15 protein-coding genes and 3 pseudogenes are annotated in these 25,501 nt (G+C 36.2%); 7 read left to right on the top strand and 11 right to left on the bottom strand.

Features of this window, described 5'->3' with window-relative positions:
* Nucleotides 1-82: 82 nt before the first annotated feature.
* From WG932_RS04565 to WG932_RS04540, 6 genes are all read right to left on the bottom strand, one after another.
* Nucleotides 83-715, bottom strand: a complete 633-nt coding sequence (locus WG932_RS04565; RefSeq protein WP_483087119.1) for a hypothetical protein — start codon at nucleotides 713-715, stop codon at nucleotides 83-85.
* A complete protein-coding gene (locus tag WG932_RS04560) occupies nucleotides 712-1,299 on the bottom strand; it encodes a TetR/AcrR family transcriptional regulator (protein WP_483087118.1) in 588 nt (195 codons plus the stop codon). The genes WG932_RS04565 and WG932_RS04560 overlap by 4 nt, the downstream gene beginning before the upstream one ends.
* A 569-nt stretch (nucleotides 1,300-1,868) precedes the next feature.
* Entirely contained in the window at nucleotides 1,869-2,675 is an 807-nt protein-coding gene (locus WG932_RS04555) for a hypothetical protein (RefSeq protein ID WP_483087117.1), read from the bottom strand.
* Nucleotides 2,624-3,397 (bottom strand): serine hydrolase domain-containing protein, encoded by a 774-nt coding sequence (locus tag WG932_RS04550; RefSeq protein ID WP_483087116.1) that lies wholly within the window; start codon nucleotides 3,395-3,397, stop codon nucleotides 2,624-2,626. The genes WG932_RS04555 and WG932_RS04550 overlap by 52 nt, the downstream gene beginning before the upstream one ends.
* A 34-nt stretch (nucleotides 3,398-3,431) precedes the next feature.
* Complete coding sequence (locus WG932_RS04545; RefSeq protein ID WP_483087115.1) at nucleotides 3,432-3,803, bottom strand: hypothetical protein; 372 nt, start codon at nucleotides 3,801-3,803, stop codon at nucleotides 3,432-3,434.
* A gap of 204 nt (nucleotides 3,804-4,007) precedes the next feature.
* Nucleotides 4,008-4,985, bottom strand: coding sequence for an AI-2E family transporter (locus WG932_RS04540; RefSeq protein WP_483087114.1), 978 nt, complete (start codon nucleotides 4,983-4,985; stop codon nucleotides 4,008-4,010).
* 642 nt (nucleotides 4,986-5,627) lie between these two features.
* On the opposite strand from WG932_RS04540, the pseudogene WG932_RS04535 reads away from it, so the two are divergent.
* The 5 genes and pseudogenes from WG932_RS04535 to WG932_RS04515 all read left to right on the top strand — a co-directional run.
* A pseudogene (locus WG932_RS04535) lies at nucleotides 5,628-7,357 on the top strand (polysaccharide lyase family 8 super-sandwich domain-containing protein); the annotation flags it as partial.
* A gap of 39 nt (nucleotides 7,358-7,396) precedes the next feature.
* A complete protein-coding gene (locus WG932_RS04530; RefSeq protein ID WP_483088578.1) occupies nucleotides 7,397-7,813 on the top strand; it encodes a polysaccharide lyase beta-sandwich domain-containing protein in 417 nt (138 codons plus the stop codon).
* Nucleotides 7,814-7,856: 43 nt separating this feature from the next.
* Nucleotides 7,857-9,164, top strand: a complete 1,308-nt coding sequence (locus tag WG932_RS04525; RefSeq protein ID WP_483087113.1) for a sulfatase family protein — start codon at nucleotides 7,857-7,859, stop codon at nucleotides 9,162-9,164.
* 473 nt (nucleotides 9,165-9,637) lie between these two features.
* Nucleotides 9,638-12,657, top strand: a pseudogene (locus WG932_RS04520) (SusC/RagA family TonB-linked outer membrane protein).
* 24 nt (nucleotides 12,658-12,681) lie between these two features.
* Nucleotides 12,682-14,352 (top strand): RagB/SusD family nutrient uptake outer membrane protein, encoded by a 1,671-nt coding sequence (locus tag WG932_RS04515; protein ID WP_014022170.1) that lies wholly within the window; start codon nucleotides 12,682-12,684, stop codon nucleotides 14,350-14,352.
* A 228-nt stretch (nucleotides 14,353-14,580) separates the two neighbouring features.
* On the opposite strand, the gene WG932_RS04510 is transcribed toward WG932_RS04515, so the two are convergent.
* The 5 genes and pseudogenes from WG932_RS04510 to WG932_RS04490 all read right to left on the bottom strand — a co-directional run bounded on the left by WG932_RS04510 (nucleotide 14,581) and on the right by WG932_RS04490 (nucleotide 20,958).
* On the bottom strand, nucleotides 14,581-14,820 hold the full coding sequence (locus WG932_RS04510; protein WP_014022169.1) for a hypothetical protein: 240 nt from the start codon (nucleotides 14,818-14,820) through the stop codon (nucleotides 14,581-14,583).
* A 92-nt stretch (nucleotides 14,821-14,912) separates the two neighbouring features.
* Nucleotides 14,913-18,067 (bottom strand): annotated as a pseudogene (locus tag WG932_RS04505) (efflux RND transporter permease subunit).
* 8 nt (nucleotides 18,068-18,075) lie between these two features.
* A complete protein-coding gene (locus WG932_RS04500) occupies nucleotides 18,076-19,125 on the bottom strand; it encodes an efflux RND transporter periplasmic adaptor subunit (RefSeq protein WP_149393221.1) in 1,050 nt (349 codons plus the stop codon).
* Nucleotides 19,126-19,164: 39 nt separating this feature from the next.
* Nucleotides 19,165-20,526: a TolC family protein gene (locus WG932_RS04495; RefSeq protein ID WP_483087112.1), complete on the bottom strand. Its 1,362-nt coding sequence runs from the start codon at nucleotides 20,524-20,526 to the stop codon at nucleotides 19,165-19,167.
* Between the two features lie 72 nt (nucleotides 20,527-20,598).
* Nucleotides 20,599-20,958 (bottom strand): GbsR/MarR family transcriptional regulator, encoded by a 360-nt coding sequence (locus tag WG932_RS04490; protein WP_483087111.1) that lies wholly within the window; start codon nucleotides 20,956-20,958, stop codon nucleotides 20,599-20,601.
* A gap of 482 nt (nucleotides 20,959-21,440) precedes the next feature.
* Between WG932_RS04490 and WG932_RS04485 the strand changes: the two genes are divergently transcribed.
* Both WG932_RS04485 and WG932_RS04480 read left to right on the top strand, forming a co-directional pair.
* Nucleotides 21,441-23,897: a TonB-dependent siderophore receptor gene (locus WG932_RS04485; RefSeq protein WP_483087110.1), complete on the top strand. Its 2,457-nt coding sequence runs from the start codon at nucleotides 21,441-21,443 to the stop codon at nucleotides 23,895-23,897.
* An 18-nt stretch (nucleotides 23,898-23,915) separates the two neighbouring features.
* Entirely contained in the window at nucleotides 23,916-25,262 is a 1,347-nt protein-coding gene (locus tag WG932_RS04480) for a PepSY-associated TM helix domain-containing protein (protein WP_483087109.1), read from the top strand.
* Nucleotides 25,263-25,501: the final 239 nt, after the last annotated feature.

The following is a 25,501-nucleotide window of genomic DNA, read 5'->3' as shown; positions in this document are numbered from 1 at the left end:
AACCATAAGCCAATGCCCAAATCCCACTTACCATCTAAGCCAATCCGGTTTTCCGGAATTTTATTTAAAGCACTTACATGACCTAAGGTTGTGGTATTTGCACTCCGGTGGTGATAAGAAAAAGCCAACTCCCCTTTTGGAACAGGGTGCTGTATCCTTCCTCCGAATTCAGGAATCGAATTACTGGTAGGAACGACATCAAACCCCTGGCCTTTTCATTGCCATACAGTCCCCAAATCCTGATATTTGCATTGTTTAAAAAGGTATACCTTCCCATAATGCCATAGACACCATTGGTCAATTGGAGTGGATCCCTTGGGTCTATCTGATTGAACCATTGTAGAGGACGTAAAATTGTAGCGGATCCAAAATCTATTTTTTGTAACCCCACCCTAAGCTCAAATTGCTTGGAACTGTACCTTATCCATATTCGGTAAGGGTTTAAATTAAAATTAGTATTAGAGGTTTCAAAATCAGAAAAAAGGATGGTACTAGATAAATTTGCTGAAGCCAGTATGTCAAAATTTTTTACGGAATCGATTTTAGTTGTAAGCCTAAATTCGGGGATATACCTTGTTCCAAGAAAAAATGGCAAATCATTTTTAGGACTAAAACTTCCTACGACCGAAGCTTGACCATGAAAGGAAGTCTTTTGGGCATTGGATGGCCTAGCGGACACAATAATTAAAATCAATACAAAGACTAAAACCTTCATTTTATTTTTTCATGAGATACAATGCCATAAAAAAAGAAATTTACCAATTCCATGATTAAGTCCTCGATACTGTCATACATGGCAATTAATTTTTCATCCATTAATTTGATGTTAATGTCGTTCATCATATGGATAAGAAATGGGAAATGCAGGTCTTTTCTTATCCACCCCTCCTTCTGCCCCTCTTTCATATGATGAATAAATTTTTGCTGGCCTTTTTTATTGGCTTCAACCATCAGCTGTTGTAATTCCTCATCCTCATTGTTGGTCACATCATGGATAAATTCCTGACTAATGCCACGAGAAAACTCATGTTCTAGTAGTATGACTTCTTTGATTTTCTGAGGAAAATCAATCTCTTTACCCATGATTTCATCATACAATTGTTCGCTTTTGGAAATAACATCTTTTAACACCAAGGTGGCGACAACTTTTTTATTGGCAAAACTTCTATAATAGGTCATTTTACTTACACCAGCTTTTGCACATATTTCCTCTACGGTAACCTTATTGATTCCGTACTTCCAGAAACAATCTTTGGCAGCTTTTAAAATCGCCAATTGGCTTTTAGTTTTCTTGGTCAAAATATATGTTACTTATTTTTTATAAAAATACATTTTTAGTAACATTAAACAAAAATAGTAACAAAAAAATAACTGTCAACGCAGCGGATTTTTTACAAACAATTTGAATTGAGAGAATTTTTTTGCGAAAAAAGGATGGCATAACCTCAAAATTAGTCCATACCACTGTGCATTTAACCTATAGATTAAGCCGTTTTTAATCCGGATTATGTAATAGGATTTCTCCGCCTTGACAATTGTCAGGAGTGAAGCCTCTGCCATGTTTACGGGAGGTGTTGCAAGACCAAGAAAATCTGACTGTTTGGAAATTATAGCATAGCACTGCTAGGGTGAAATTGAAAACTGCAACGAAATAGCCAATTTTGAAGGGATTTCTGTACGCAAATGATTGTCCCTTGTCTATTTTTGGTTTAACCTCAATTGACGGACGAGAAATTAGTTAATGGAAATTATATCAAACACTTAGGCTAAAAAAACGTCAATTTTGATCTTTACTAGGGTGTTAATTTAGGAATACAATATTAACCACTGGAAATTGGCCCCACTTAATTCAAGATGCAATGAATCCATTATTCAATTAGAATACCTTGAAATACCTTACTTTTGCCTCTATTGGCAAGACTTCTCGTCTCAATATTTACCTTTTTCCCGTCAAAGTAAAATTTAATAGTTTCGGTGTGAGGACTTTCTATGTATTTAATTTCAATCACAAGAGTTTGGAAATCTTCCCAATGGTAACTAGAAAAGACCTTATGGGGAGCAAGCCCATTTAAGGCATTCTTGGCCTGAGAAACCAGATAAGGCTGTTTTCTTTCCGTCATTCCTGCAACCCAAACCTCTTTACCGGAACTTATGTTTTGGCTTTTTTGATCTTCAATAGAATTTATTTCCAAATTATTACCCTGAAAATCAAAGTAATATTCAATTCTTCTCCCATTATCCTCAATAGCAATGCTTTTTTCATCCAGTAATCCTTCCATCAATCTATTTTCAACGCCAATTGTAGGTTTGTGAGAAAGGTTCTCAAGGCGATTTTGTAAAGCCAAATCATCCGAAATATTACCTTCACTATCAAAAGCAGGCAGTATATGGTTCCAAACCTCACTTAGTAAGGCTTGAAGATTAGAGGTTTCGGAAGTAATGACAATAACGGCTTCCTGTTTGGGTAATATTAAGATATATTGCCCAAAAGCCCCATCTGCACGGTAAGATTCGTGGCGGCTTCTCCACATTTGGTAGCCATAACCCTGAAGCCAGTCACTATTGGCTTTATCTTCCTTACTTGCTTCAGGATTTTGAAGTATTTTCAAACTTCTAGCTTCTTTTATCCAGCTTTCCGGTAATATTTGTTGTCCGTTCCAATTCCCATTTTGCAAAAAAGTTGTCCTAATTTGGCCATGTCCTCCGTTTTTACCCTAAGTCCATAACCTCCGGTATTAATGCCTTGGGGACTCATTTCCCAATCTACCTCTTCTATTCCCAGTGGTTTAAAAAGTCTTGGTTGTAAGTACTCCAATAATGTTTGCCCAGAAACTTTTTGCACGATTGCAGACAACATATAAGTGGCGATGGTGTTGTAAACAAATTGCTCTCCCGGTTGATTAACTATTGGTACAGCAAAAAATGAACTGGCCCAATCCTCGGTTTTCACAATAGAAAAAGTATAATCTTTTGCATGCCCAACACTCATTGTTAATAGGTGTTTAATCTGCAAGTTTTTAAGGTTATCACTGATTTTTTCAGGCAGAGAATGAGGGAAGAATTTTATTACTTTGTCTTCAACTGAAATCAGCCCTTCATTTACAGCAAGTCCAATGGCTGTAGCTGTATACGTTTTGCTGACAGAATACATGGTATGTTTTAATTTCGGACCATAAGGTTCCCACCACCCTTCAGCAATGACTTTTCCTCTCCGCAAAATCATCAAACTATGCAGTTCATGTTCGCTTGCTTCCACCTTATCTAAGAACGATAATATTCCTTTAGCGTCTACTTTTTCTTTTGTAGGGCTACTGTATTGGAAATCTGTTGCATTTTCCTGTCCAAAAACCTGAAAAGAAACAAATAAGAGCAATACAAATTGATAGATGGACTTCATGAGATTGGTTATTTTGGTTGGGCGATTAGGTTTATTATCGAATGTAATTTTGATAATGATGCAAGGTTCCCTGGTAATCAAACTGAAGATCTTCATGCAAACCGGAGATTAATTTCTCCATTTTCTTAACCTGTGCGGAATAAAGATTATCAATGACAGGATGATGGTATCCCAGATAACCATATCCAATTAAGTTTTCACAAAAATAAATAAGAACTTCGAGGGTTGTCACCTTGTCTTTGTTAAGTTTCAAGTTTTTATTCATCAACCTTCGGATAGCTTGAATTGATTTTTTGGCTGTGTAATAACTCCTCATATTAGCTTTCTGGAAGGCTTCTTCAAGTTCCTCCTTAACCATGTTTAAATATAATTCATGGTTATCTCCTTCAAAAAGTTGAAAGTACAAAAAGCTTTATTGTCTCGGTTTAATTTGCTCAATTGTAAAATCAAATCTACCAATTCAGCTTCATTTCTTTGTTTGAGTTCCTTTTTTATAGTAACGAGGCTTGGAATTTTCATTATAAAAACGTGTCTTAACGGTCTTTAAGGCTAATATTTTTAAAAATAGTTTGCAATTTAACTCAAGGTTTGATCGATCCACTGCTATCACCTACTTTTTTCTATCATCACCATTACTTAACAAATAGGTAAAAGCCTTGGCATCTGGTGTTTCTCGGAGAATAACAGTGATAATGGCAATAATTGGGATAGATAAAACCATTCCTATAATTCCCCATATGGCATTACCAATGATTACCGCTAAAATAATAAAAAAGGGATGTACATTTACCTTATTGCCTAATATAATGGGTTGAAATACGTAAGAATCCAGAAATTGAACAATTAAAAAAGTGACAGTAATTCCTACCAAGGTATATACTTCACCTCCTGACAGCAAACCTATAAAAAGTGCCAAAACATATCCGGCCATGTTTCCTATAAATGGAATCAGTGAAAGAAAAGCGGCAATAAAACTAATCAGAAAGAAATCTTCCGCACCAGAAATCCACATCCCTAAACTATAAAGCACAACAAGGATCACCATTAATATCAATCGGCCATTCAGGTAATGTCTTACTACCCGAGCAGAGTCATTCATTGCCCTACTTACATTATTCTTAATGGAATCAGGAAATAACTTAATAAAAAAAGTATAAAACATATGCCTAAAGTGAATAAAGAAAAAGAGGTAGACAAACATCAATAAAAAATCGGCTGCGGTTCCCAATACTTTTCCAAGCATCAAGAATGCTTCTTCTTGTGCTACTTCCGGTGAGGTAACTTTTCCCGTAGGTCTATCAGCATCATCATTTAATCCATATGTTGTTTTGTAAGCTTCCAACTTACTCCTTTCCAAGGGAGTATGCGCCAATACAAACAGCTCAACTTTTTGTGCTACGGGGCTTAACCGCTCTTTCATCACATCTGCATCCTCTAAAAATGACCTTACTTGCAAAGATATTATACCGGAAATCCCTATAAAAGCAACAAATACTACCCCCACTACAAAAGAAGTACTTAAAAGACAGTGTAAGCCTTTTTTTCCAAAAGTTGAGCAATGGGATATACCAACAAGGCCAATACCCAAGCCAGGACTAATGGAGCCAAAACTTTTGGGCCGCCATTAACCCCAAAACTAAAAAGTACAAGGCTATAATAATTAGGGCAGAAAGAACTATTGGGTTAAAACGGGTATTTCTTTTTCTCATGGGTACATTTTAGAACTAAAAACTTACATACAAAATGCAATAAATGTGCTACATTTTTTTACTACAACTGATGGATCCATTTCAACCGAAAACCTTTATCCATTGTTCAAAAAATAACACACGTATTTAGAAGCCTTGGAATTAACAATACCTGATAGTTTGTCTATATATGCTCATTTAGTTTTAACCTTTAGCAATTGGTTCTTAATGAATTATGGCGTTTATCCATCACTTTTTTGTTATATCGGATGTATTCCTCTGATAAAACCACACTTAAACCTATTGCATGAGATGAGAATTTAACTAAATTGAAATTTTGTAAAAATATATAATTTTAAAATTTATGATTAAGTATCAAGACTACCCATTGCTTTATGAGGCTAATCAACCTAAAACAGCAATATAGTATTTTGCATCTCAATTTATTTGTCCGAATGCTTCGAGTAATCTTTTATATCGTTTGGCCAAATAGTTCGAAAAATTACAATAAATGAAATTACTCCTATTAATCTCTTGAAATAATGCCAATGAATAATTTACCCAAAAAGCCTATTATCATTATTCAAATAATTTTTGTTTTACTTTATTGTACTGAGGTATGGGCTCAGGTAGATGAGATAAGGTTAATCCGCCAAAGAATAGTCTCACAATTGAAAAGCAATCCGATAAAGGCCGAAGAAGTTTCAAGACTAATGAATAACATTCAATCGGATGGAAGTTTTAAGTATATTAATTATGAGGATTTAAGTAGAACAGCAAGTTTTCCTCAAAGAAAACACACGGCCGGATTGGTAACTTTAGCTCAAGCCCACGAAACAGAAGGGAATCCTTATTATCTTAATAAAGTTTTATTGAATAAAATCATATTGGCTACCAATTTTTGGGTAGAAAATGATTTTGTGGGGGATAACTGGCACAATAACCAAATAACAACCCCGGGAAACTTGGTTAATTTAATGCTACTTATAGGAGAAAAATTACCGGCGGAACTAGTAAATAGAGCGCAACCTATTATAAGTAGGGCCAACATGAATGCTTCCGGAGCCAGACCTAGTGGAGATCGAATTGTAATTGCCGGGATTCTAGCTAAAAACTTGCTCTTTATCGAAGACAAAACAACTTTTGAAGAGATTATTAAAATTATAGCAAATGAGATAAAATTCAGCACAGGTGAACGTGGGATGCAACATGATTATAGTTTCCACCATAGGATTGACAGAGTTAACAATACTACTTCTTATGGTTATGGAAAATATGCCAATGCCTTTGGAGAATGGTGTGATTATGTGGCAGGTACCAAGTATGCTTTTGATAAAGATAAAATCAATCAATTGGTGGATTATTACCTGGATGGGGTTTATAAGCAGTTAGTTTTTGGAGTATACGAAGACATAAGCGTAAAGAATAGGAGCATTGCAAACAGGTCTACCTTCCAAGCTAAAGGGACTTTGGAGATAGAACGATTGCTACGAAGTACTTCTTATCGAAGTAAAGAATTAAAAGAAATTATTAAATTGAGAAAAGTGGAAGTCACTCCTACCCTATCCTTTGCCAAGTATTTTTGGCATTCTGAACACTTTGTTTTGCAAAGGCCCAATTATTACACCACTGTCCGAATGTTTTCCAGTAGAAATAAGAATATGGAAAAACCTTATAACGGGCCGGGAATAACTACCCACCACAGGGCCGATGGCACCAATTACCTGATGCTCAAAGGAGATGAATACCATAATATTTGGCCGATCTACGACTGGCAAAAAATATCCGGAACTACCATTCTACAAAAACCGGAATTACATGATGGTGAAAGTATACAAAAGGCAGGAATCATGGATTTTGTAGGTGCTGTAGAAAATGGACAAAATGGTGCGGTAGGTTTTGATTTCACCAGCCCCCATGATGGTACCAAAGCCAAAAAGCTTGGTTCTTTTTTGACCAAAGCTATGTTTGCTTAGGAACAGGCATTAAAGGGGACAAAGGATTACCAGTGGCTACTACCGTTGATCAGGTGCTGATTAGATCTCCAATAAGCACCTTGGAAACTGGAAAAAAAGCTGAACTACTACCTGATGGAAATCATAAGTTTAGGCAATTGAAATGGCTGTACCATGGAAATATAGGCTATTTGTTTCCTGTAGAAAGCAGTGTACATGTAACAAACAAAGTAGAAACAGGTCGATGGTCTGATATTACAGATCAAAAAAACATATCAAACAAAATCGTCTCAAGAGAAGTATTGAAAATATGGTTTGACCATGGAGTGAATCCACAAAATGGAAGCTATATTTATATGGTTTTTCCCGAGATTTCAGAAAGTGAGTTAAAATCCCTCTATGTATCCGGAACCCCTTATTCCATATTATCCAATACAAAAGAACTTCAGGCGGTAAAGAATAAGGAAGAACAAGAAGTGCAGGCAGTATTCTATCAATCCGGGAACTTACTATTAGAAAATAAATTAAATTTGAAAATGGATAGTGCAGGTATTATTTTGCTTCAACTGAACCATGGAAAGGTGCACTCCATATCCATCTCGGACCCAACTAGAAAATTGAAAGAAATAACATTTACGCTCGATGGACTATATAAGGTATTAAATAAAAACATTAGTGCCATTAAAAACAAGCAGTCGAATACAACATTTTTTACCCTTAAAATGCCTGAAAAAGAATATGCAGGGAAAAGTATTACCTTTCAACTTAAATAGTCAATATAAATCCTGATTGTTAAAGATTAACTCATTTATAAATATGAAAAATGCACTAGTACTTTTAATTCTTATTTCTTGTTCATTAACCCTCCTAAATGCCCAAGATAAGCCAAATATTATATTGATCATGGCAGATGATTTGGGTTACGAAGCACTGGAAGCATATGGCAATGATTTTAACAAAACCCCACAAATTGATAAAATGATTTCGAAAGGCATGAAGTTTGAAAATACGCACTCTATGCCATTGTGTACTCCATCTAGGGTTCAGTTAATGACTGGAAAGTATAATTTTAGGAATTACCTGGGGTTTGGGATTTTGGATCCTAAAGAAACAACTTTTGGACATCTATTAAAAGCGGAAGGCTATGTTACTTGTATTGTTGGCAAATGGCAGCTTTATGGAAATGAGGTACAAAGAAAATTGGCCAATGGGCAAGGAGGAAGCCTACCTCTTGATGCCGGCTTTGATAAATACAGACTTTGGCAGGTCAAGGACCTTGGCTCCAGGTATAAAGATCCATTATTAGATAGCCGTGAGACAGGAGTGGAATTCTTTGAAGGAAAGTACGGTCCGGACTTGTTTGTGGATTATATGGAAGATTTTATGGAAGACCAAGGCAATAAACCATTCTTTGTATATTACCCAATGGTCTTGACTCATGATCCATTTGAGCCTGTTCCTGCATCAAATGCATTTGCCTCCTATGATCCAAAAACCCGACTAAACGATCCGGAACTATTTCCTAACATGGTAACACATATGGATCATTTGATTGGTAGAATAATAAAGAAAGTAAATGATTTAGGAATTGCTGAAAACACCCTGATTTTATTTATTGGGGACAATGGAACAGACAGAGATGTGGTGTCTACTGTGAATGGAAAGCAGTTGAGGGGAAATAAAGGTTATACAAATGATTTGGGCACACATGTACCCATGATTGCTTACTGGCCGGGAACAATTAAAGAAGGTAGTGTCAATAATAACCTTATAGATTTTACAGATTTTGTACCTACGTTAATGGATGTTGCCGGGGCTAAAAATAAAAAGTCATTTACTGATGGAATCAGTTTTTATCCACAACTCACTGGTAAGCATAATATTAGGGAGGTTCGGGAATGGGTTTTTTGCCATTATGATCCTAATTGGGGAAAATTTGCTCCAAGAACATTTGTTCACGACACCAAATATAAGTTGTATCAAAATGGAGAAATTTATAATCTTAAAGAAGATTTGTATGAAAAGGATGCCTTGAAGAAAAATGACCTAAATAAAAAAGAAAAGAAAATAATTAGCAAATTTGAAAAGGTTTTGGATGAAATGAATTTAAGTGAAGGAGATTAAGTTCAATCTCCAATTACTTTGATTTTTCAAGACAAAAAAATATATTTTTTCCCTTTTAGTTTCATTCTTATAATACCTACTTTTTTATAGGTATCAATTAATTTAAAAAAGAATTAATAAGGCCTGGAAGTTCAAATCCGGGCCCTTTCATATTTTTTAATTTTCTTATTTTCATATAAATAAAATAAGAATTGCTTGCCCCCTATTTTCCGTAAACTATAAGAATAATATATATTGCAAATTTAGTTGGTTTTGTCTAGTTTTGATAAATTTTAAAATTTATTAAACCTAAATCAGCTTATGAATAAACTCAAATTTTTATTGCCAATGTAAAATCCATTGAATGGATTAAAGCCCAAAGGATTACTAGTTAAAACGTCTAACTTTTTATTTAAAATATCAAATAATTAGCTGGAACAAGTAAAATCCTATTAATATTACCTAAACAATTAAAAATTAAACCTAAAATTACCATGCAAAAATTATCCTTAAAATTAGGGTATTTAATCCTTTTGATTGGATTAAATACCCAATTGCTCATGGCCCAAAATGTGGAGATAAGTGGGAGAATTGTAGATGAAAATAACATCGGCATACCAGGAGCTTCTGTACTGATTAAAGGTACTTCCACCGGGGCTGCTGCTGATGTAGAAGGGAACTATAACCTTTCAGCCCCTTCCAATGCGACACTTGTGTTTTCCTTTATAGGATATTCATCCAAAGAAGTAAAAATTGAAAACCAGACAATAGTAAATGTTCAATTAGAACCGGACATCTCCGATCTCGATGAGGTGATTGTTGTTGGTTATGGTACTACTAAAAAAAGTCAACTGACAGGTGCCATTTCTTCTGTAGGAAATAAAGAAATTTTAGAACTACCAATTACAGATGCGAGACAAGCCCTACAAGGACGTGCCACAGGGGTGGACGTCACACAGGCTGGTAGTAAACCAGGAGCTGAACCACAAGTAAGAATCAGGGGCAGACGTTCATTTAATGCCGGCAACGATCCCCTATACGTTGTCGATAACATTCCTATTGTAGGTGGAATGACTGACTTTAACCCACAGGACATTGCCTCAATGGAGGTGTTAAAAGATGCTTCAGCTACTGCCATATATGGATCGAGGGGTGCAAATGGTGTGGTTATCATTACCACCAAAAGAGGAAATGCAGGAAAGACCAGGGTCTCGGTAGATTCTTATTATGGAATCAGTAAAAGTCTTGGAAGAATCCAAAATTTTAATGGAGAAGAGTTTGCAGAATATAAAAGAGAGTCCAGAAGAGCTGTTGGAGAATATCCTGAAGGCCCTGCAACTCCGGAGGCGGACGCTTCTCTATTTGAGCCTAATGAATTAGAAAGCATAGAATTGGGAAGAAGTTTCGATTACATTGATGCTTTAACTAGAACAGGATCCATTCAAAATCACAATGTCAGTGTAGGGGGTGGTAATGAAAAAACCACTTTCTTTATTTCTGCAAATTTTTTAAAGACATTGGCGTAGTTAAGTTACAAGATTTTACCAGACATACTTACCGGATAAATCTTGACCATAAGTTCAATGATAAATTTAGAATTGGTACTTCTACTTTAGCTACCTACAGTGAAAGAAACGGTGCTAATTTTAATCCTATCGGTGGTGCACTCCAGGAAAATCCTTTAGGAAAAACCTTCAATGATGACGGGACCATTAACTTCAAACCTACCCAGGATGGTTTAAGGACAAACCCGTTGGCTGAAATTGTACCAGGTGCTCATGAAGACTTAACCAAGAGGTACAGGATTTTTAATAGTTTTTATGCAGTTTATGACATTACACCTAGTTTAACTTACCGATTTAATTTTGGTCCTGATATAGGTATAAGTAGAAGTGGCAGATTTATAGGATCTCAAACCAATGCCAGGCGGGAAGGGGATCCTACAGGTAGTATTTCTGAAGAATTTCAATTCAACTACACAATTGAAAATATCATCAATTACACCAAAATTCTAAATGAATCCCATACTTTTCAATTTACAGGACTACAATCTTTACAAAGAGACAATAGGGAATATTCAAGTATTAATGTATTGGGAATCCCTGCAGAAAGCCAAAGTTATCACCAATTAGGCGATGCAAGTCAAATAACAGGTGCCAATACCAATTTAATTCAATGGACTTTATTGTCATTTATGGGGAGGTTAAATTACGATTACCAAGGTAAATACCTGATGACTGCTACTTTAAGAGCTGATGGTTCATCAAGGTTTGGTAAAAACAATCGTTTTGGCTATTTCCCTTCGGTAGCATTAGGCTGGAATATTGGTGATGAGCGCTTTCTACAGGAAAGCACAGTTTTAGACCAGTTAAAACTAAGGATAAGTTACGGAGCCATCGGCAATCAGGGTATTGCACCTTACCAAACTCAACCTTTGCTTGCTAGAACTTCATATGAATTTGGATCAAATGCTGCTTTTGGCTACTTACCCAACACCATTGGTAATCCGGATTTAAAATGGGAAACTTCTACTACAGCCAATGCCGGTCTTGATTTTGTTTTCTCACAGGGAAGAATTGCAGGTTCTGCAGAATATTATATTACCACCACCACTGACCTATTGGCTCCCCAACCCTTGCCTAATTCAACAGGTTTTGGAGGTTTTATTACCAATATAGGTAAAACGCAAAATAGAGGTATTGAATTGACTTTAAACACAATAAATATCGATAAAGGAAATTTTAGGTGGTCCACAGATTTTATTTTTAATAGAAACAGAGAGGAAATTCTAGAATTGGCTGATGGAGATGATGTAGGTGCAGGACGCTTTATCGGAGAACCTTTAACGGTATTCTACGATTGGAACAAAATTGGCATTTGGCAAGTAGATGAAGCAGATGAAGCCGCAGTTTATAGTGATCAACCCGGTATCATTAAAATAGAGGATGTGAATAACGACGGACAGATCAATGCAGACGATCGCCAAATTCTAGGTTCACCGGTTCCTGATTTTGCAGGAGGAATCACCAATAGGTTTTCTTACAAAGGGCTTGATTTTTCCTTTTTTATTTTTGGAAGGTTTGGGTCCATGATCAGAAGTGGTTTTCATACAGGCGGGTTCAATGCACTTGCAGGTAGATACAATAATTTAAACGTGGATTATTGGACCCCGGACAATCCAACGAATGATTATCCTCGTCCAAATGTAAACCAAGAATTTCCAAAATATTCCTCTTCTTTGCAATATTTTGATGGCACCTTCCTTAAAATTAGAAATATAAATTTTGGTTACACCATGCCGGAAGGCATTGTTGAAAGACTCAAAATGGAAAGCCTTAGGGTTTATACCAGTATTCAACAACCATTTATTTTCTCAAAATACAGAAGCAGACATGCAGGAATTGATCCTGAAACCTTTATAGATGGAGAACAGGGCGTAGAAGGTGGAGTTATCAATTCTAATATTGCTCCTGCTGTTACACAGTTTACTTTTGGAATTAATGCTAAGTTTTAAAACTGAACCTAAATTTTGCTAAAAATGAAAATTAACTATAAAAATAAATTATTAAGCTATTTTAAAGCCAGCTTGATAAGTGCAGCAATTTTTGCGGCAGTAAGCTGTGAAGGTTTATTGGAAGAAAATGTTGTTTCAAACATTGGAAACGATTACTTAAACACACCCAGTGGGCTGAATGATGGGCTGCAAGCCGCTTACAGCTCTTTTAGGTCATGGTATGGAACCGAAAGGGGAAATAATTTTACCGTTTTCGGTACTGATACTTATACCAATGGATCTGATGGCTCCTTTAAATACATGAATTTTTACACTTCTGATTTTGATTCTCAAAACTCACATGTAAGAGAGGTTTGGGACCAGCTTTATCAAGGAATTAATACGGCCAATGCTGTTATTGAAAGAGCACCGGAAGTTGAAGGTCTATCAGAAGAAATTCGGCAAATTAGAATCGCAGAAGCCAAATTCATTAGAGCCCATCATTATTTTATTTTGGTGCAGCTTTTTGGTCCTATTGACTTACAGCTTTCCGAATCAGTCATTCCAAATAATGAAGTAACGCGTACACCTGTTCCGGAAATTTATGCTGCAATTATTAATGATTTAGAAACAGCTATTCCTGAGCTGCCAGCAGTTTCTCAAGCGGATGATTATGGAAGAGCCACCCGACCAGCAGCAGAAAATTTATTGGGTAAAGTTTATGTTACTAAAGCTACTTCTGAGGCAGCCGCCAATGATGATTACGCCAAGGCTGAATCCCTACTACAATCTGTGATTGAAAATTACAGTTTTAGGCTTCTGGATAATTATGGGGATATACATGCCTTTGGAAATGAAGTAAACGACGAGGTAATATTTGCAACGCAATACAGCAATAACCCATTGACCAATGGAACTGGCAATAATACACATGTTTTCTTCTTAATGGAATATGATGTTCAGCCTGGAATGCGAAGGGATACAGAAAATGGTAGACCGTTTAAAAGGTACATGCCTACTGATTATACCTTAAATGTAATTTTTGCAGATAGAGAAAATGACAGCAGGTATCAACAATCTTTCAAACACACTTATTATTCTAACAATCCGGGAACTTTCAATACTAGTTTTGATCACTCCAAATCTCAAGTAAATTTTGCTGCAGGAGATACTGCTATATATGTGCCAGGTTACGAGATGTCAGAAGAAGTAAGGGCACAAAAGCCTTACCAGGTATTGGTGCCAAGTGCCTATACAGAAAGGTTGTTCCCTACTCTCAATAAACACCTCGATCCGGGGAGAGCAGACTTAACTCAGTTTCAAGGTACGAGAGACTATATCTCATTTAGGTTGGCAGATACTTACCTTCTTTTAGCTGAAGCTCAATTGAAGCAAGATAAAATTGCAGAGGCCACCGAAAATGTCAATATGGTAAGAAGAAGGGCTGCTTTTCCCGGCAAAGAAGGGGAAATGGAGATTTCTACTTCAGATATGGATATGGAAATGATTATTGAAGAAAGAGCAAGAGAACTATTGGGAGAGCAACAAAGATGGTTAGACTTGAAGCGATGGGGCATTCTTGTGGAAAGAGTCAGGGCACATAACCCTAAATCTATCGGAATAGAAGAGTTCCATGTTTTAAGACCTATACCTCAAAATCAAATAGACCGCGCCCAAGGTAATAGTGCAAATTTCCCTCAAAATCCAGGGTATTAATAGATATCGAGAGAGTCACTGGTTCTTTCTGAGCTGAAGATTTCACTGGTAGTTGAGACCAAAAGTCATATAATAATTTATTCACAGACTTAAGGGTTTTTACTTATTTAGGAGATCTTCGGATGCACAAGAATTACAAGAGAATAAGTTTTAAAGTAAAAGGTCTGGATAGAATCCAGACCTTTTTTATGACCTAACCTAAAAAGGTTATATTGATAATAAATGTTTTTAGTTCTGATGTTGGAGAAAATATTGAATTAAATCTTCTGGTTTTTTCAAGGAATTCACAATTTCCTCATTTAGCTCCATCTGGAGAACATTTTCCACATCAAAGATCAATCCATTGAGGAAAACCTTGTCAAACCCAAGATCGTCTACAAAATCAGCTTGTCTTACCTTGGCTACAGGAGAAATACCATATTGTCCCATTACCTCTACAATTGCTTTTAATCTAGTGTAATTGTTCATCTTATTTGATTTAATTGTATGTAGTAAGCTAGTATTAAGCTGTTTAGGAGTAAACGGCCTAATACTAACTTTTATTTTAAATATGATTCTATTTATACATAAGCAGCTACTTCGGAATCTTCTTCGGACAATTCCGTTTCTTCTACCACAATTTCCTTTTTCTTATCCATACCAAACTTGGCCAATATCCTATCAAAAACATAATAGATAACCGGTACAATTACCATGGTCAAAAACATAGAGGAGATCAGTCCACCAATCAAAGCCCATGCAAGTCCATTTTTCCATTCAGCACCGGCACCGGAAGCAAGAGCAATAGGAAGCATACCAAAAACCATCGCAAGAGTGGTCATAAGGATCGGTCTAAACCTGATCTCGACAGCCTTAAATAGAGCTGTTTTAACTTCTATGCCTGCAGCTTTCAACTGGTTGGCAAAATCCACCAATAAAATCGCATTTTTAGCAACCAGTCCCATTAGCATAATCAATCCAAGAATACTAAATATGCTTAAAGAAGAACCTGACAATGCCAAGGCTAACAAGGCACCTATGATAGCTAGGGAAGCGAGAACATCACCACCAAAGGATATACGTAATTGTCATAAAGAGCGACCATAATTAAATAAATTAGTAATATGGAAGCCAATAATGCAATACCCAAACTACCAAAACCTTCATCCTGCATTTTCATATCACCTTCATAAGAAATACTCACTTCATTGGGCATGTCAAGCTTTGCAATTCTATCTTTAATCTCCTGCCCTACTGTTCCTGTTGGTCGACCTGAAACCTGGGATTTAACCGAAACAGAAGTGATTCTATCTTGACGTTCAAGTTGACTTGGTCCTTCAGAAGGAATGGCAGAAGCAAATTGCTTTAGCAAAATCACTTCGCCTCTTTTGTTGACAAAAGCCAAATTTTCTATGTCAGCAACAGATTTTCTATCAAACTCATCCAACTTAATGTTAATGTCATATTCAAAGTCACCATCCCTGTATTTTGTATCAGTATTTCCATTGAAAGCAACTTGCATGGTACCACCTACCAGTGCCATGTCAAGCCCCAAATCGGCCATTTTTGCTCTGTCTACTTGAACACTTATTTCCGGGTTTCCCTCTTCTAGGGAGGTTTGTACCTTTCTTGTACCTGGAACTTTACTAACTTCTTCCAAAACTTTATCAGAGAAAACTTTTAGTTCATCTAAATCCGGACCTGAAAGAAGGATTTGGATAGGTGCATCACTGGCTGTCCCTGTAATGGCAATGGGCACAGCAGTAAATTCAGCCCCCACAACATTTTCCTCTAAAGCAATTTCCATTTCTCTGGCAAATTCAGGAGCGGTTGTATTCCTCTCATCTGCAGGAACCATTTTAACTGTTAGTTCAGCAGCATATGGTGTGGAAGTTGCACCTGAAAAACCTCCTGTAGTTTGCCCTACTGAAGTAAAGATTCCACTTATCTCCGGGTAATTTCTTAGGAAGTGTTCTGCCTCCATGGTTTTGAAATTTGTTTCCTCTAAAGTAGCGGATTTAGGTAGTTCAATCCTCATAAGAAACTCTCCCTTATCACCTTGTCCAACAAATTCGCTCCCAATAAAACCATTGCTTACCAACATAAAGGAGGAAACAAACATTACAAAAGTCAAGATTAATGTAATGGCTTTGTTGTTGAATGCCCAGCTAAGAATACCTGTAAGCCAAGCCACAATGCTGTCAAGAATCTTTTCAAAACCGTTGATTATTTTACCAAAAATACTGTTAGCATCTACATGTTCTAATTTTGAAAATCTAGAAGTTAAGAGTGGAATTAAAGTAAATGCCACCAATAAACTGATCAAGGTAGCCACTGCCACAGTAATACTAAATTGTGTCAATATTCCTGCAATCAAACCGCCTGTTAAGGAAAGTGGAACAAATACAACAACGATTACTAGGGTAATGGAAACCACCGTACCACCTATCTCTCGAATTCCATCATAAGAAGCTTGAACAGCAGATTTTCCCTTTTCCATATGTCGGTATATATTTTCAATCACCACAATGGCATCATCGACCAGAATCCCCACTACTAGTGAAAGGGCTAACAAACTCATTAGGTTAAGTGTGAAACCTGCCAGATACATTAATGTAAATGTAGCGATGATAGAAGCAGGTACTGCTATCATTACAATCACAGCATTTCTGATACTGTGCAAAAACAATAACATGATTACTGCCACCAATACTACGGCTATAACTAAATCGTGAATCACAGCATTTGCAGCTTCTAAAGTAAAAGTTGAGCTGTCTTGAGAAACTTCAAACTTCAGGTTATTGTCTTTATAAGTATCTTCTAGGCCGGCTAATGCAAGGGTTACATTTTTAGCAACATCCACCGCATTGGCATCCGATTGTTTTTGAATGGATACTCCAATGGCAGCATTTCCATTTAGCCTACTCAAAATTTCTTCGTCTTTATTGGAATCAACTACCTCGGCAAGATCTTTTATTCTAACGATTGAAGCACCATTTTGAGCTACAACAAGATTCCTGATTTCATCAACAGAAGTGAATTTCCCCGCCAATCGAATCAATATTTGCTCGTCATCATTTATTAGCTTACCTGTAGGAAAATCTAAATTTTCTGTAGCTATGGCTTGATTCACTTGAATTGGCGAAATACCCAAAGCTTCAAGCTTATTTTGATTCAAGTTTACCTTAATTTCTCTTTCAGTTCCCCCCAATAAATTTACCTGTGCTACACCATCAATCTGAGCCAATGTAGGCTGGATTCGTTGGTCCATTAGGTCATAAAAATTAGTGGCACTCATTGTGGAGTAGGCTCCCAACTGCATGATAGGCATATCATCTAAACTAAATTTGCCTAAAGAGGGAGGGTCTACATCATCTGGAAGATCCCCTAATATGGCATCAATCTTACGCTGAGCATCCTGTAATACTACATCTACATCTACTTCATCTTTTAACTCAATGGTGATAATAGAAAAACTTTCCAAAGAGGTAGATTTCATCACATCAATCCCTTCAAGAGAGGCCAATGCATCCTCCAGTTTTCGTGTAACTGAATTTTCAACTTCCGAAGGTGCTGAACCCGGATAAAGAGTAGATACAGTAACTACATTTGGACTGAACTTCGGCAATAGCTCATAAGACATTTGACTGTAGGAAAAAATTCCTAGAGAAGTCAATATGGTAAAGAGCACCACCACTATGGTGGATCTCTGTATGGATATTTTAGTAATTTGCATCGCTTCTACTATTGAATTTCAGTTACAGCCATTCCATCTTTAAGGTTGATCAATCCGGAGGTGATCAACTTATCCCCAATTTCTAAGCCATCAAGAAGCATCAATTTATTGTTACCTACCTGAGCAATTTTAATTTCCTTTAAATTGGCTTTGCCATCTTTGAGTACGAATACCTCTGGATTCTTTATTCCTCTGATAAGGGATGTTCTCTCAATCATTATGGCCTCTTGGGCAGGATACTCAAATGTGGCATAAGCAAACATTCCCGGTTTGATCTTTTCTGATGCCTCTTCCAAATCAATTTCTACCTTATATTTAAGGGAAGCATCCCCTTTGCTACTTGTAAATGAAACCTTACCGGTGAATTCCTGATCAGGGATTACACCTACTTTAACCTTTACTGAATCTCCAACCTGAATATTCGCAATTTCCATCTCCGATACGTTCACTACCAATTTTAATGGCATCACATTGACGATTTCAACGACATTCATACCCGGACTCATTAAGGTACCTATTTCAATAAAATCTTCATTGATAAACCCTGATATAGGTGCAGTGATTACGGTGTTGGCAAGTCTTCGGTTGATCATTTTTATTTCCGAAGCTCCCATTTTATGCGCATTCTGAATTTCCTCAAGTTGTTTTTCAGTAATTGCCTCCGTGCCCGCTAGGTTTTCATACCTGCTGAGGTCTCTGGTATATTGATTAAATTTAGTTTCTGCAATAGCTAGTTCAGCTTGTATTAGTTCATCATCTAATTTCGCTATAACTTCTCCCTTCGAAACTTGATCTCCTTTTTCTTTAAAAATCTGTGTTACTTTACCACTTCCTTCAGATTTAAGCAACAATTCTCGACTTGGAATAAAAGTACCATTAATCGTAAATGAAAGTGCATTCGAAGTTTTAGCAATCTTTTGTGTTCTCACAGGAATAGATGTACTAGTTTTCATTGCTTCTTCTGCTTTTACTTCCATTTCTTGTTTATTTTTATAAAGTGTAAAACCAATAACAGCGGCTATAAACACAAATACCAAGGGTGTGATTAATTTTTTCATAATTATTTGAAACAATTTTCTTTTTAATTTCTATTTATTTTATTCTGCTATCTTTTCAATTTGACCAATGGATTGATAAAAATCTGCTTCCGCAGTTTTAACATTGATCATTTGATTAAAATAAGCGGCACGTGCTTCTCTAAGTGCAGTTTCTGAATCCAAAACATCTGTTAGCGGAGATAAGCCTTCTCTATACAGTTGATTTGTTTGATCAAAAACGGTCTCTGATAAAACCAAATTAGATTGCTGAGCCTCTAAACTTTTTAAGCTGTTATTTATTTTCTTAACCGCATTCAAATAGTCAGCTTGTGCTTTTTGTTCTGCCAAATATTGATCATGTTTTAATTTTTCACTTTGCATCCTCGCTTGCGCAATCTTATTTTTTCGCTGATTTCCATCGAAGATTGGTATGTTTAATTGTATGCCAACTAAAGAGCCCCTATACCATTGGTGGCTACTCGATAAAAAATCAAAACTATTTGAAAATGCATTGTAATTTAGATCTGCAAAGGCAGCAATAGTGGGATAATAACCCGATTTTATATTTTTTATATTAAGCGCGTTCAACTCCTGTTGTTTGTCCAATACCTGAAGGTCATAGCGATTGCTTAAGTCAACATCTTCAAGCAATATTCCATGTTGATTGGAATGGTCTTCAAAGTTATATGCAGCAAGAGACAATTCATCTGTTACCGGAATACCCATAACCAATTTCAAATAATTACTCCTTTGTTCAATAAGCGTTTCCAGGTCATCCATTTGTGTTTCTAAACTGGTAAGGTTTACCTTAACCCGATTATAGTCAACTTTTCTGGCCAAATCATTCTCGTATTGGGACTTAATAATAGCTTCAAGCTTTATAAGTTTGTCATGATTTGCCTCAAGATTGATCATTTGAAGTTGGGTAGCAATTACCCCGTAATAATTCATGGCAATATCATAAATGATGTCTTCGGTTGTCATTTCTGTAATAAGCCTGTAAAACTCTTCAGAAGTTTTTGCAGCCTTTAAGCCTATAAGATAGGATTGACTAAATACCAATTGACTTAATTGAACGCCTCCTTTCAAACTCTGAGGAACTCCAAAGGCGATCACATCCACACCATTCGGATCAGAGTTTGGATCTAATATACCTCCCGGAATTGCTTGAGGATACACATCCAAAAAATTATTGTAGTTACCATAGGCTTCTAACTGGGGTAAACCGGTGCCGGTTATTTCTTTTCTTAAATATCCAGCTTCTTTCTCATCTAGAATTGATTTTTTAATTTCAGCATTATTTTTTAAACCCAATTCAATACATTCTTTTAAGGTATATCCTTCCTTATTTCCCTCTTGTGCATGCACCACTCCTCCAAATAAAAGGAATAAAATAAGAGGCAACCAGTTTTGTTTTTTCATTTTATTTAATTGTATTATATTTAGTAAATAATAGTTTGTTCTGTATTTTATGAACCAACCGAATCAAAAAAATTATTTGATCTGATTTTTATAAGTTTCAATCATTCTTGGTAACTCTGCTTTCATGAATTTCATGAAATTAGAAACCTCGATCAAATACCCATTAAACTCTTGATTCTTTTCTCCTCTAAGCACAATGATTTCTTCGATAATATCATTGAATTTAAAAACACCCTTCATGTCTTCATGAATATCTTCTTTCCAATTACGAATTTTCAGTCTAAAGTATCTTTTCCTTTCTCCCGGTTTAGTAGTATACTCAACTTTATTTTGCCCTTGTAACAAAGTTAAGGCTTGACTTACAGCACTCTTACTTACAAATAAAGCATTTTGAATATCTTCAAATGTAGCCTCTGCCTCATCAACAACCATTAGTAATCCTATGATTCTACCTAATATTGGTTGGTTTCCTTTTTCTCAAAAAATACCCCAATCTTTTCTATAATCTGTTGTTGTTCTTTGGTAAGTGTCATAATGGTTTTTTATTGCTTTATCCAATTAACGATGCAAATATACAAAAGGTTTTTTGGTTCATAATTTAATGAACTAAACTTTAGAATTTTTTTAAGAACTGAAAAAAAGGTTAGCATCAAATACATGGTTGATCAATTCTATTTTTCCTCATCATTAAAATACTATCAAAAATTGAATACTTTTTTATCCTTTACAATAGTATGGTTGTGTTTTTTCTTGCCATTATACCTGGCTTAGTAGCGTTCTCAATATAAATAGTTGAATATTTCATACCACTAATTTTAATTAGATTTATTCTAAATAAATGAGGAAATTCTTTGGGAAATTAACAGTTAGCCTATACTTTTGCCACTGTTAAGAATAATTCTAAATAATAAACTATGAAATATATTATACCATTACTATTTTGGCTAATAACAGTTCCGGCTATTGCACAAACCGGGAATTTATCAGGCTCAATAAAAAACAATAAAGGTGAACCTCTTGAATTTATCAATATACTGATAAAAGGAACCCAATTGGGTACAATAACTGACAAGGACGGGTATTATTTAATTACCGGAGTACCTATTGGAAGCCTAACGGTGATCGTAAGTTCATTAGGTTATGAAAGTCAAGAAAAAATTGTGAAAATATCCGAAAAGGAAACTTTTGTTTTGAACATCGAAATGACTGAATCTGAGTTAACATTGCAGACAGTTGAGATATTGGGAAGGTCAGAAACCTCCTATCAAAACAAATCATCTTTTATTGGAACCAAATCTGCGACGGCACTAAAAGATGTACCACAATCGATAGGTTATGTTACCAAAGAGTTGGCTTTAGACCAAGGAGCTTTCCGGGTAAACGATGTAGTAAAAAATATCAGTGGTGTTAATCAGTTCACTTTTTACAATGATATCACCATCCGAGGTCACAGAATCCAGGGACAAAAAACTTCTGGAAATCTAGTGAATGGTATGAGGGCCATGACCAGTTTTTGGAAACAACAATTAATTCCGCATATAGAACGAGTAGAGGTAATTAAAGGACCCGCTTCAGCTTTATTTGGTAATGCCTCGGCAGGTGGAACCATTAACCGGGTAACCAAAAAACCTTTGAAGGAGTCGAGAAAGTCGGTAAGTTCTACCCTGGGTAGTTTCAATACCTTTAGAGTTTTGGGTGATTTTACCGGACCTATGACTGAGGATGAATCTTTATTGTTTCGATTAAATTTAGGATACGAAAATTCAGGGAATTTTAGAGACTTACAATATGATAAAAATTTGGTGGTAGCTCCCTCCTTTTCATTTTTACCTTCAGACAAAACTAGGTTAAACTTGGACGTTGTTTACCAACAGTCTGATGGAAGATTGGACAGAGGTCAGGCAGTATTCGGCAATGGAGATTTATTTTCAGTACCAATTACTAAATCTCTAAATGCTGTTAATGATTACCTAAAAGAAGAAAGTGTCAATGCTACTATCTCCTTAAACCACCAATTTAACTCCAATATTAGCTTTAACTCCGTTTATATGCGTTCCAACTATGCAGAAGATTTACTTGAACATAGGTCCAACAACGTCTTTGCCTTAAATGGAGATGGAAGCATAGATCCTGAAAAAGTAGGTATGCGTGTCGGTATTCGTAAGCGAAATTGGAGCAATAACAACTTTAGCAATTACTTTAACTTTGATTTTACTACCCAAAAGATTTCACATAAGTTACTTCTAGGTTATGATTATTTCCAACAAGTATTGCTTCCGGGAGGTTCTCAATTAGCGGCTAGAGGGTACTATAGTGCTGATGGACAAAGTGCCATAAATTCTTATAACCCGGAAAATAAATCGGATTATTTGCTCGACAGTAACGGCAACCCTGTTCCCATTGTTGCACATTTTGATTTGACAGACCCATTTGCCAATCAAATGAGAGACATGAGTAAGTACATTTATAGTACAAGTAATTTTGCACCTTCAAAGCTTAATTCCCATGGTTTTTATATTCAAGAACAAGCCAGTATTGGAGACCTTAAAATCCTTTTAGGTTTGAGGCAAGAATTTTATAGGGATATCTTGAATTATAAAGTAGGAACAGAAGAAGATGTAAGTCAAGACGCCCTGATTCCCAGACTTGGACTAGTATATAGCATCAGCCCTAAAATTAATGTGTATGGTACATATGTTCAAGGGTTTCAACCACAAACAGCAACGGTTATAAATAATCCGGATGCCGGAGGACCGTTTGATCCATTAACCAGTGAACTTTTAGAGATGGGGGCGAAAAGTGAATGGTTTGATGGTAAATTAAGTGGAAGTCTTGCCTTATATAATTTAAAAGAATGGGGTTCTTTATACAATGCCAATGAACCGGGTCAACCTGATCTTTTGGTACAAAATGGAGAAGAGGTTTCCAAAGGTGTAGAAATAGACTTAGCTGGAAATATTACTCCAAATTGGAGCATAACGGTAAGTTATGCATTTAATGACGCCGTGATCACACAAAGTGATGATGAAAACCTGATAGGAAGACAAAAGCCCAATGCACCAAGAAACACAGGTAATATTTGGACCAAATACTTAATAAAACAAGGTAGTCTAACAGGTCTAGGATTTGGTTTTGGTGCCAATTTCGTTTCTGAACGTTTTGGTTCTTTAGGTTCTTCCGAAAATCCACCAATATTCCCTAGTTATGAACTATTCGATGCGGCAGTTTACTATAAAATGAATAGGTTTCAAATTCAAATGAATGTCAACAATCTGTTTGATAAAACCCACTGGGTAGGTGGCTATGATTACCTTCGCGCATTTCCGGGTGCACCTAGAAATGCCATGACTACTATCTCCTATATATTTTAATTAACCAAACAACCTTTCTTGAACATTTCAAGAAAGGTTGTTTACTTTAATATGAATAAAAACTTTCTCTGGAAAATTCACAATTGGCTAGGTCTTTATACCGGTATAGTTATTCTATTTCTAAGTATAACTGGTGCTGCAGCTTTATTTAGACCGGAAATTGATCTTTTGCTAAATCCAAACCTAAGGCAAGTAGAAACAAGCCCTGAAAAAGCATCTTTGACAGCAGCAGTGGACAAAGTTCTTCCCATGCATCCAGACAAATACCTTTTTGAAGTGGAGATGCCAAAGGGCAATTTAGACACCTGGATTATTCGGATGATGCCAAAGGAAAAAAGCAGCCTAAACCCAATGATTTGGGAGGTTTTTGTGAATCCCCACACGGGAGAAATTCTAGGAGAACGCAATTACTTTAAATCGTTCAGCTACTTTTTAAGGAATATACATGTACGGTTTTATGAAGCCTATTACGGTAGGCAAATCGTAGGCCTAGCTGGGATAGCCCTATTTTTGTCTACCATCACCGGTCTTTTGATATATGGGAAGTTTATGAAAAAACAACCATTTGGTAAGATCAGGAAAAGCAAACTTAGAATCACACAGGCAGACATCCATAAATTGGTGGGCATTAGTTCACTTGCCTTTAACTTGATGATAGGCATCACTGGTGCCTGGTTAGGCCTTCAGGCCTATTTGATGGTGGGACTAAATATTGAGCAACCTAATAGCTTTACCCGTTCTATAAAAGTTTTAGATGCCGAGGATGACCTCAACTACCAATTGGACTTTGATGCGATCTATGAGAAATCCAGAATAGCATTTCCAAACATGATCCCTTGGTTTATACGGCCTACCACCAATGGTGAAGGCATCGTGCAGGTTCTAGGAAATGTTCCAGGACAAGCCTATGAAAGGCGCTCTAATAAGCTTGTATTTGACAAGCAGAATCAAGATCTCCTTTTTAAGTACAATATTAGTGAGCAGAACGTTGGAGCTAAATTATACTTCGTTCAGGAATCTTTTCATTTTGGAGATTTTGCCGGAATATCTTTGAAAATAGTATATTTTCTATTGGCCTTGAGTTCAGGATTTCTTTCTTTGAGTGGCTTTATTATTTATTTGGAACGTACCAGGAAATCCAAATCTAGCCTTGGAAAATCCATCCCTTTAAAATCTCAGATAAGCCGATGGACAATTGGTATTTTGGGTACAATTGTAACCATTGGCATCCTGAGTATGAATTTCGGCTTAGGTATTCCTGCCTTGCTGGTAGGGATAGCATTTTACGGATTTTTTATTGTCATGATTATTAAAAAACTCCTATCAAAATTTAAAGGAAGTTCATTGATTAACCCGAAAATATGAGAACCAAAACAGATAGAATGACCGAGCACTACCTAATTCCCATACTGCTTTTTTTAGCAGTATATTTTTGGTGGCAGGTATTTTTTATTGGAATGAATGGTTGAATGTGTATTCAGAAAACTACCTATCACCCTTTTACCCCTCAGGGATCTTGGAGGCCGTAGGGACTTCTTAGCAGCCACCAGTATACATGCCCTATGTTATTTAACAATTGCAATGGTGAGTATTGGCTCAATTGC

This window comes from Cyclobacterium sp. SOCE241 (assembly GCF_056867545.1).
Note: the sequence above shows the minus strand (reverse complement) of the source record. Positions and strands in the feature narration are given on the sequence as shown.

Excerpts from the sequence above, each read along its gene's own strand:
- WG932_RS04525 (WP_483087113.1), top strand. The coding sequence starts at position 7,857 with ATGAAAAATGCACTAGTACTTTTAATTCTTATTTCTTGTTCATTAACC.
- WG932_RS04550 (WP_483087116.1), bottom strand. The coding sequence starts at position 3,397 with ATGAAGTCCATCTATCAATTTGTATTGCTCTTATTTGTTTCTTTTCAG.
- WG932_RS04530 (WP_483088578.1), top strand. The coding sequence starts at position 7,397 with ATGGTTTTTCCCGAGATTTCAGAAAGTGAGTTAAAATCCCTCTATGTA.
- WG932_RS04495 (WP_483087112.1), bottom strand. The coding sequence starts at position 20,526 with ATGAAAAAACAAAACTGGTTGCCTCTTATTTTATTCCTTTTATTTGGA.
- WG932_RS04510 (WP_014022169.1), bottom strand. The coding sequence starts at position 14,820 with ATGAACAATTACACTAGATTAAAAGCAATTGTAGAGGTAATGGGACAA.
- WG932_RS04485 (WP_483087110.1), top strand. The coding sequence starts at position 21,441 with ATGAAATATATTATACCATTACTATTTTGGCTAATAACAGTTCCGGCT.
- WG932_RS04515 (WP_014022170.1), top strand. The coding sequence starts at position 12,682 with ATGAAAATTAACTATAAAAATAAATTATTAAGCTATTTTAAAGCCAGC.
- WG932_RS04490 (WP_483087111.1), bottom strand. The coding sequence starts at position 20,958 with ATGGTTGTTGATGAGGCAGAGGCTACATTTGAAGATATTCAAAATGCT.
- WG932_RS04500 (WP_149393221.1), bottom strand. The coding sequence starts at position 19,125 with ATGAAAAAATTAATCACACCCTTGGTATTTGTGTTTATAGCCGCTGTT.
- WG932_RS04565 (WP_483087119.1), bottom strand. The coding sequence starts at position 715 with ATGAAGGTTTTAGTCTTTGTATTGATTTTAATTATTGTGTCCGCTAGG.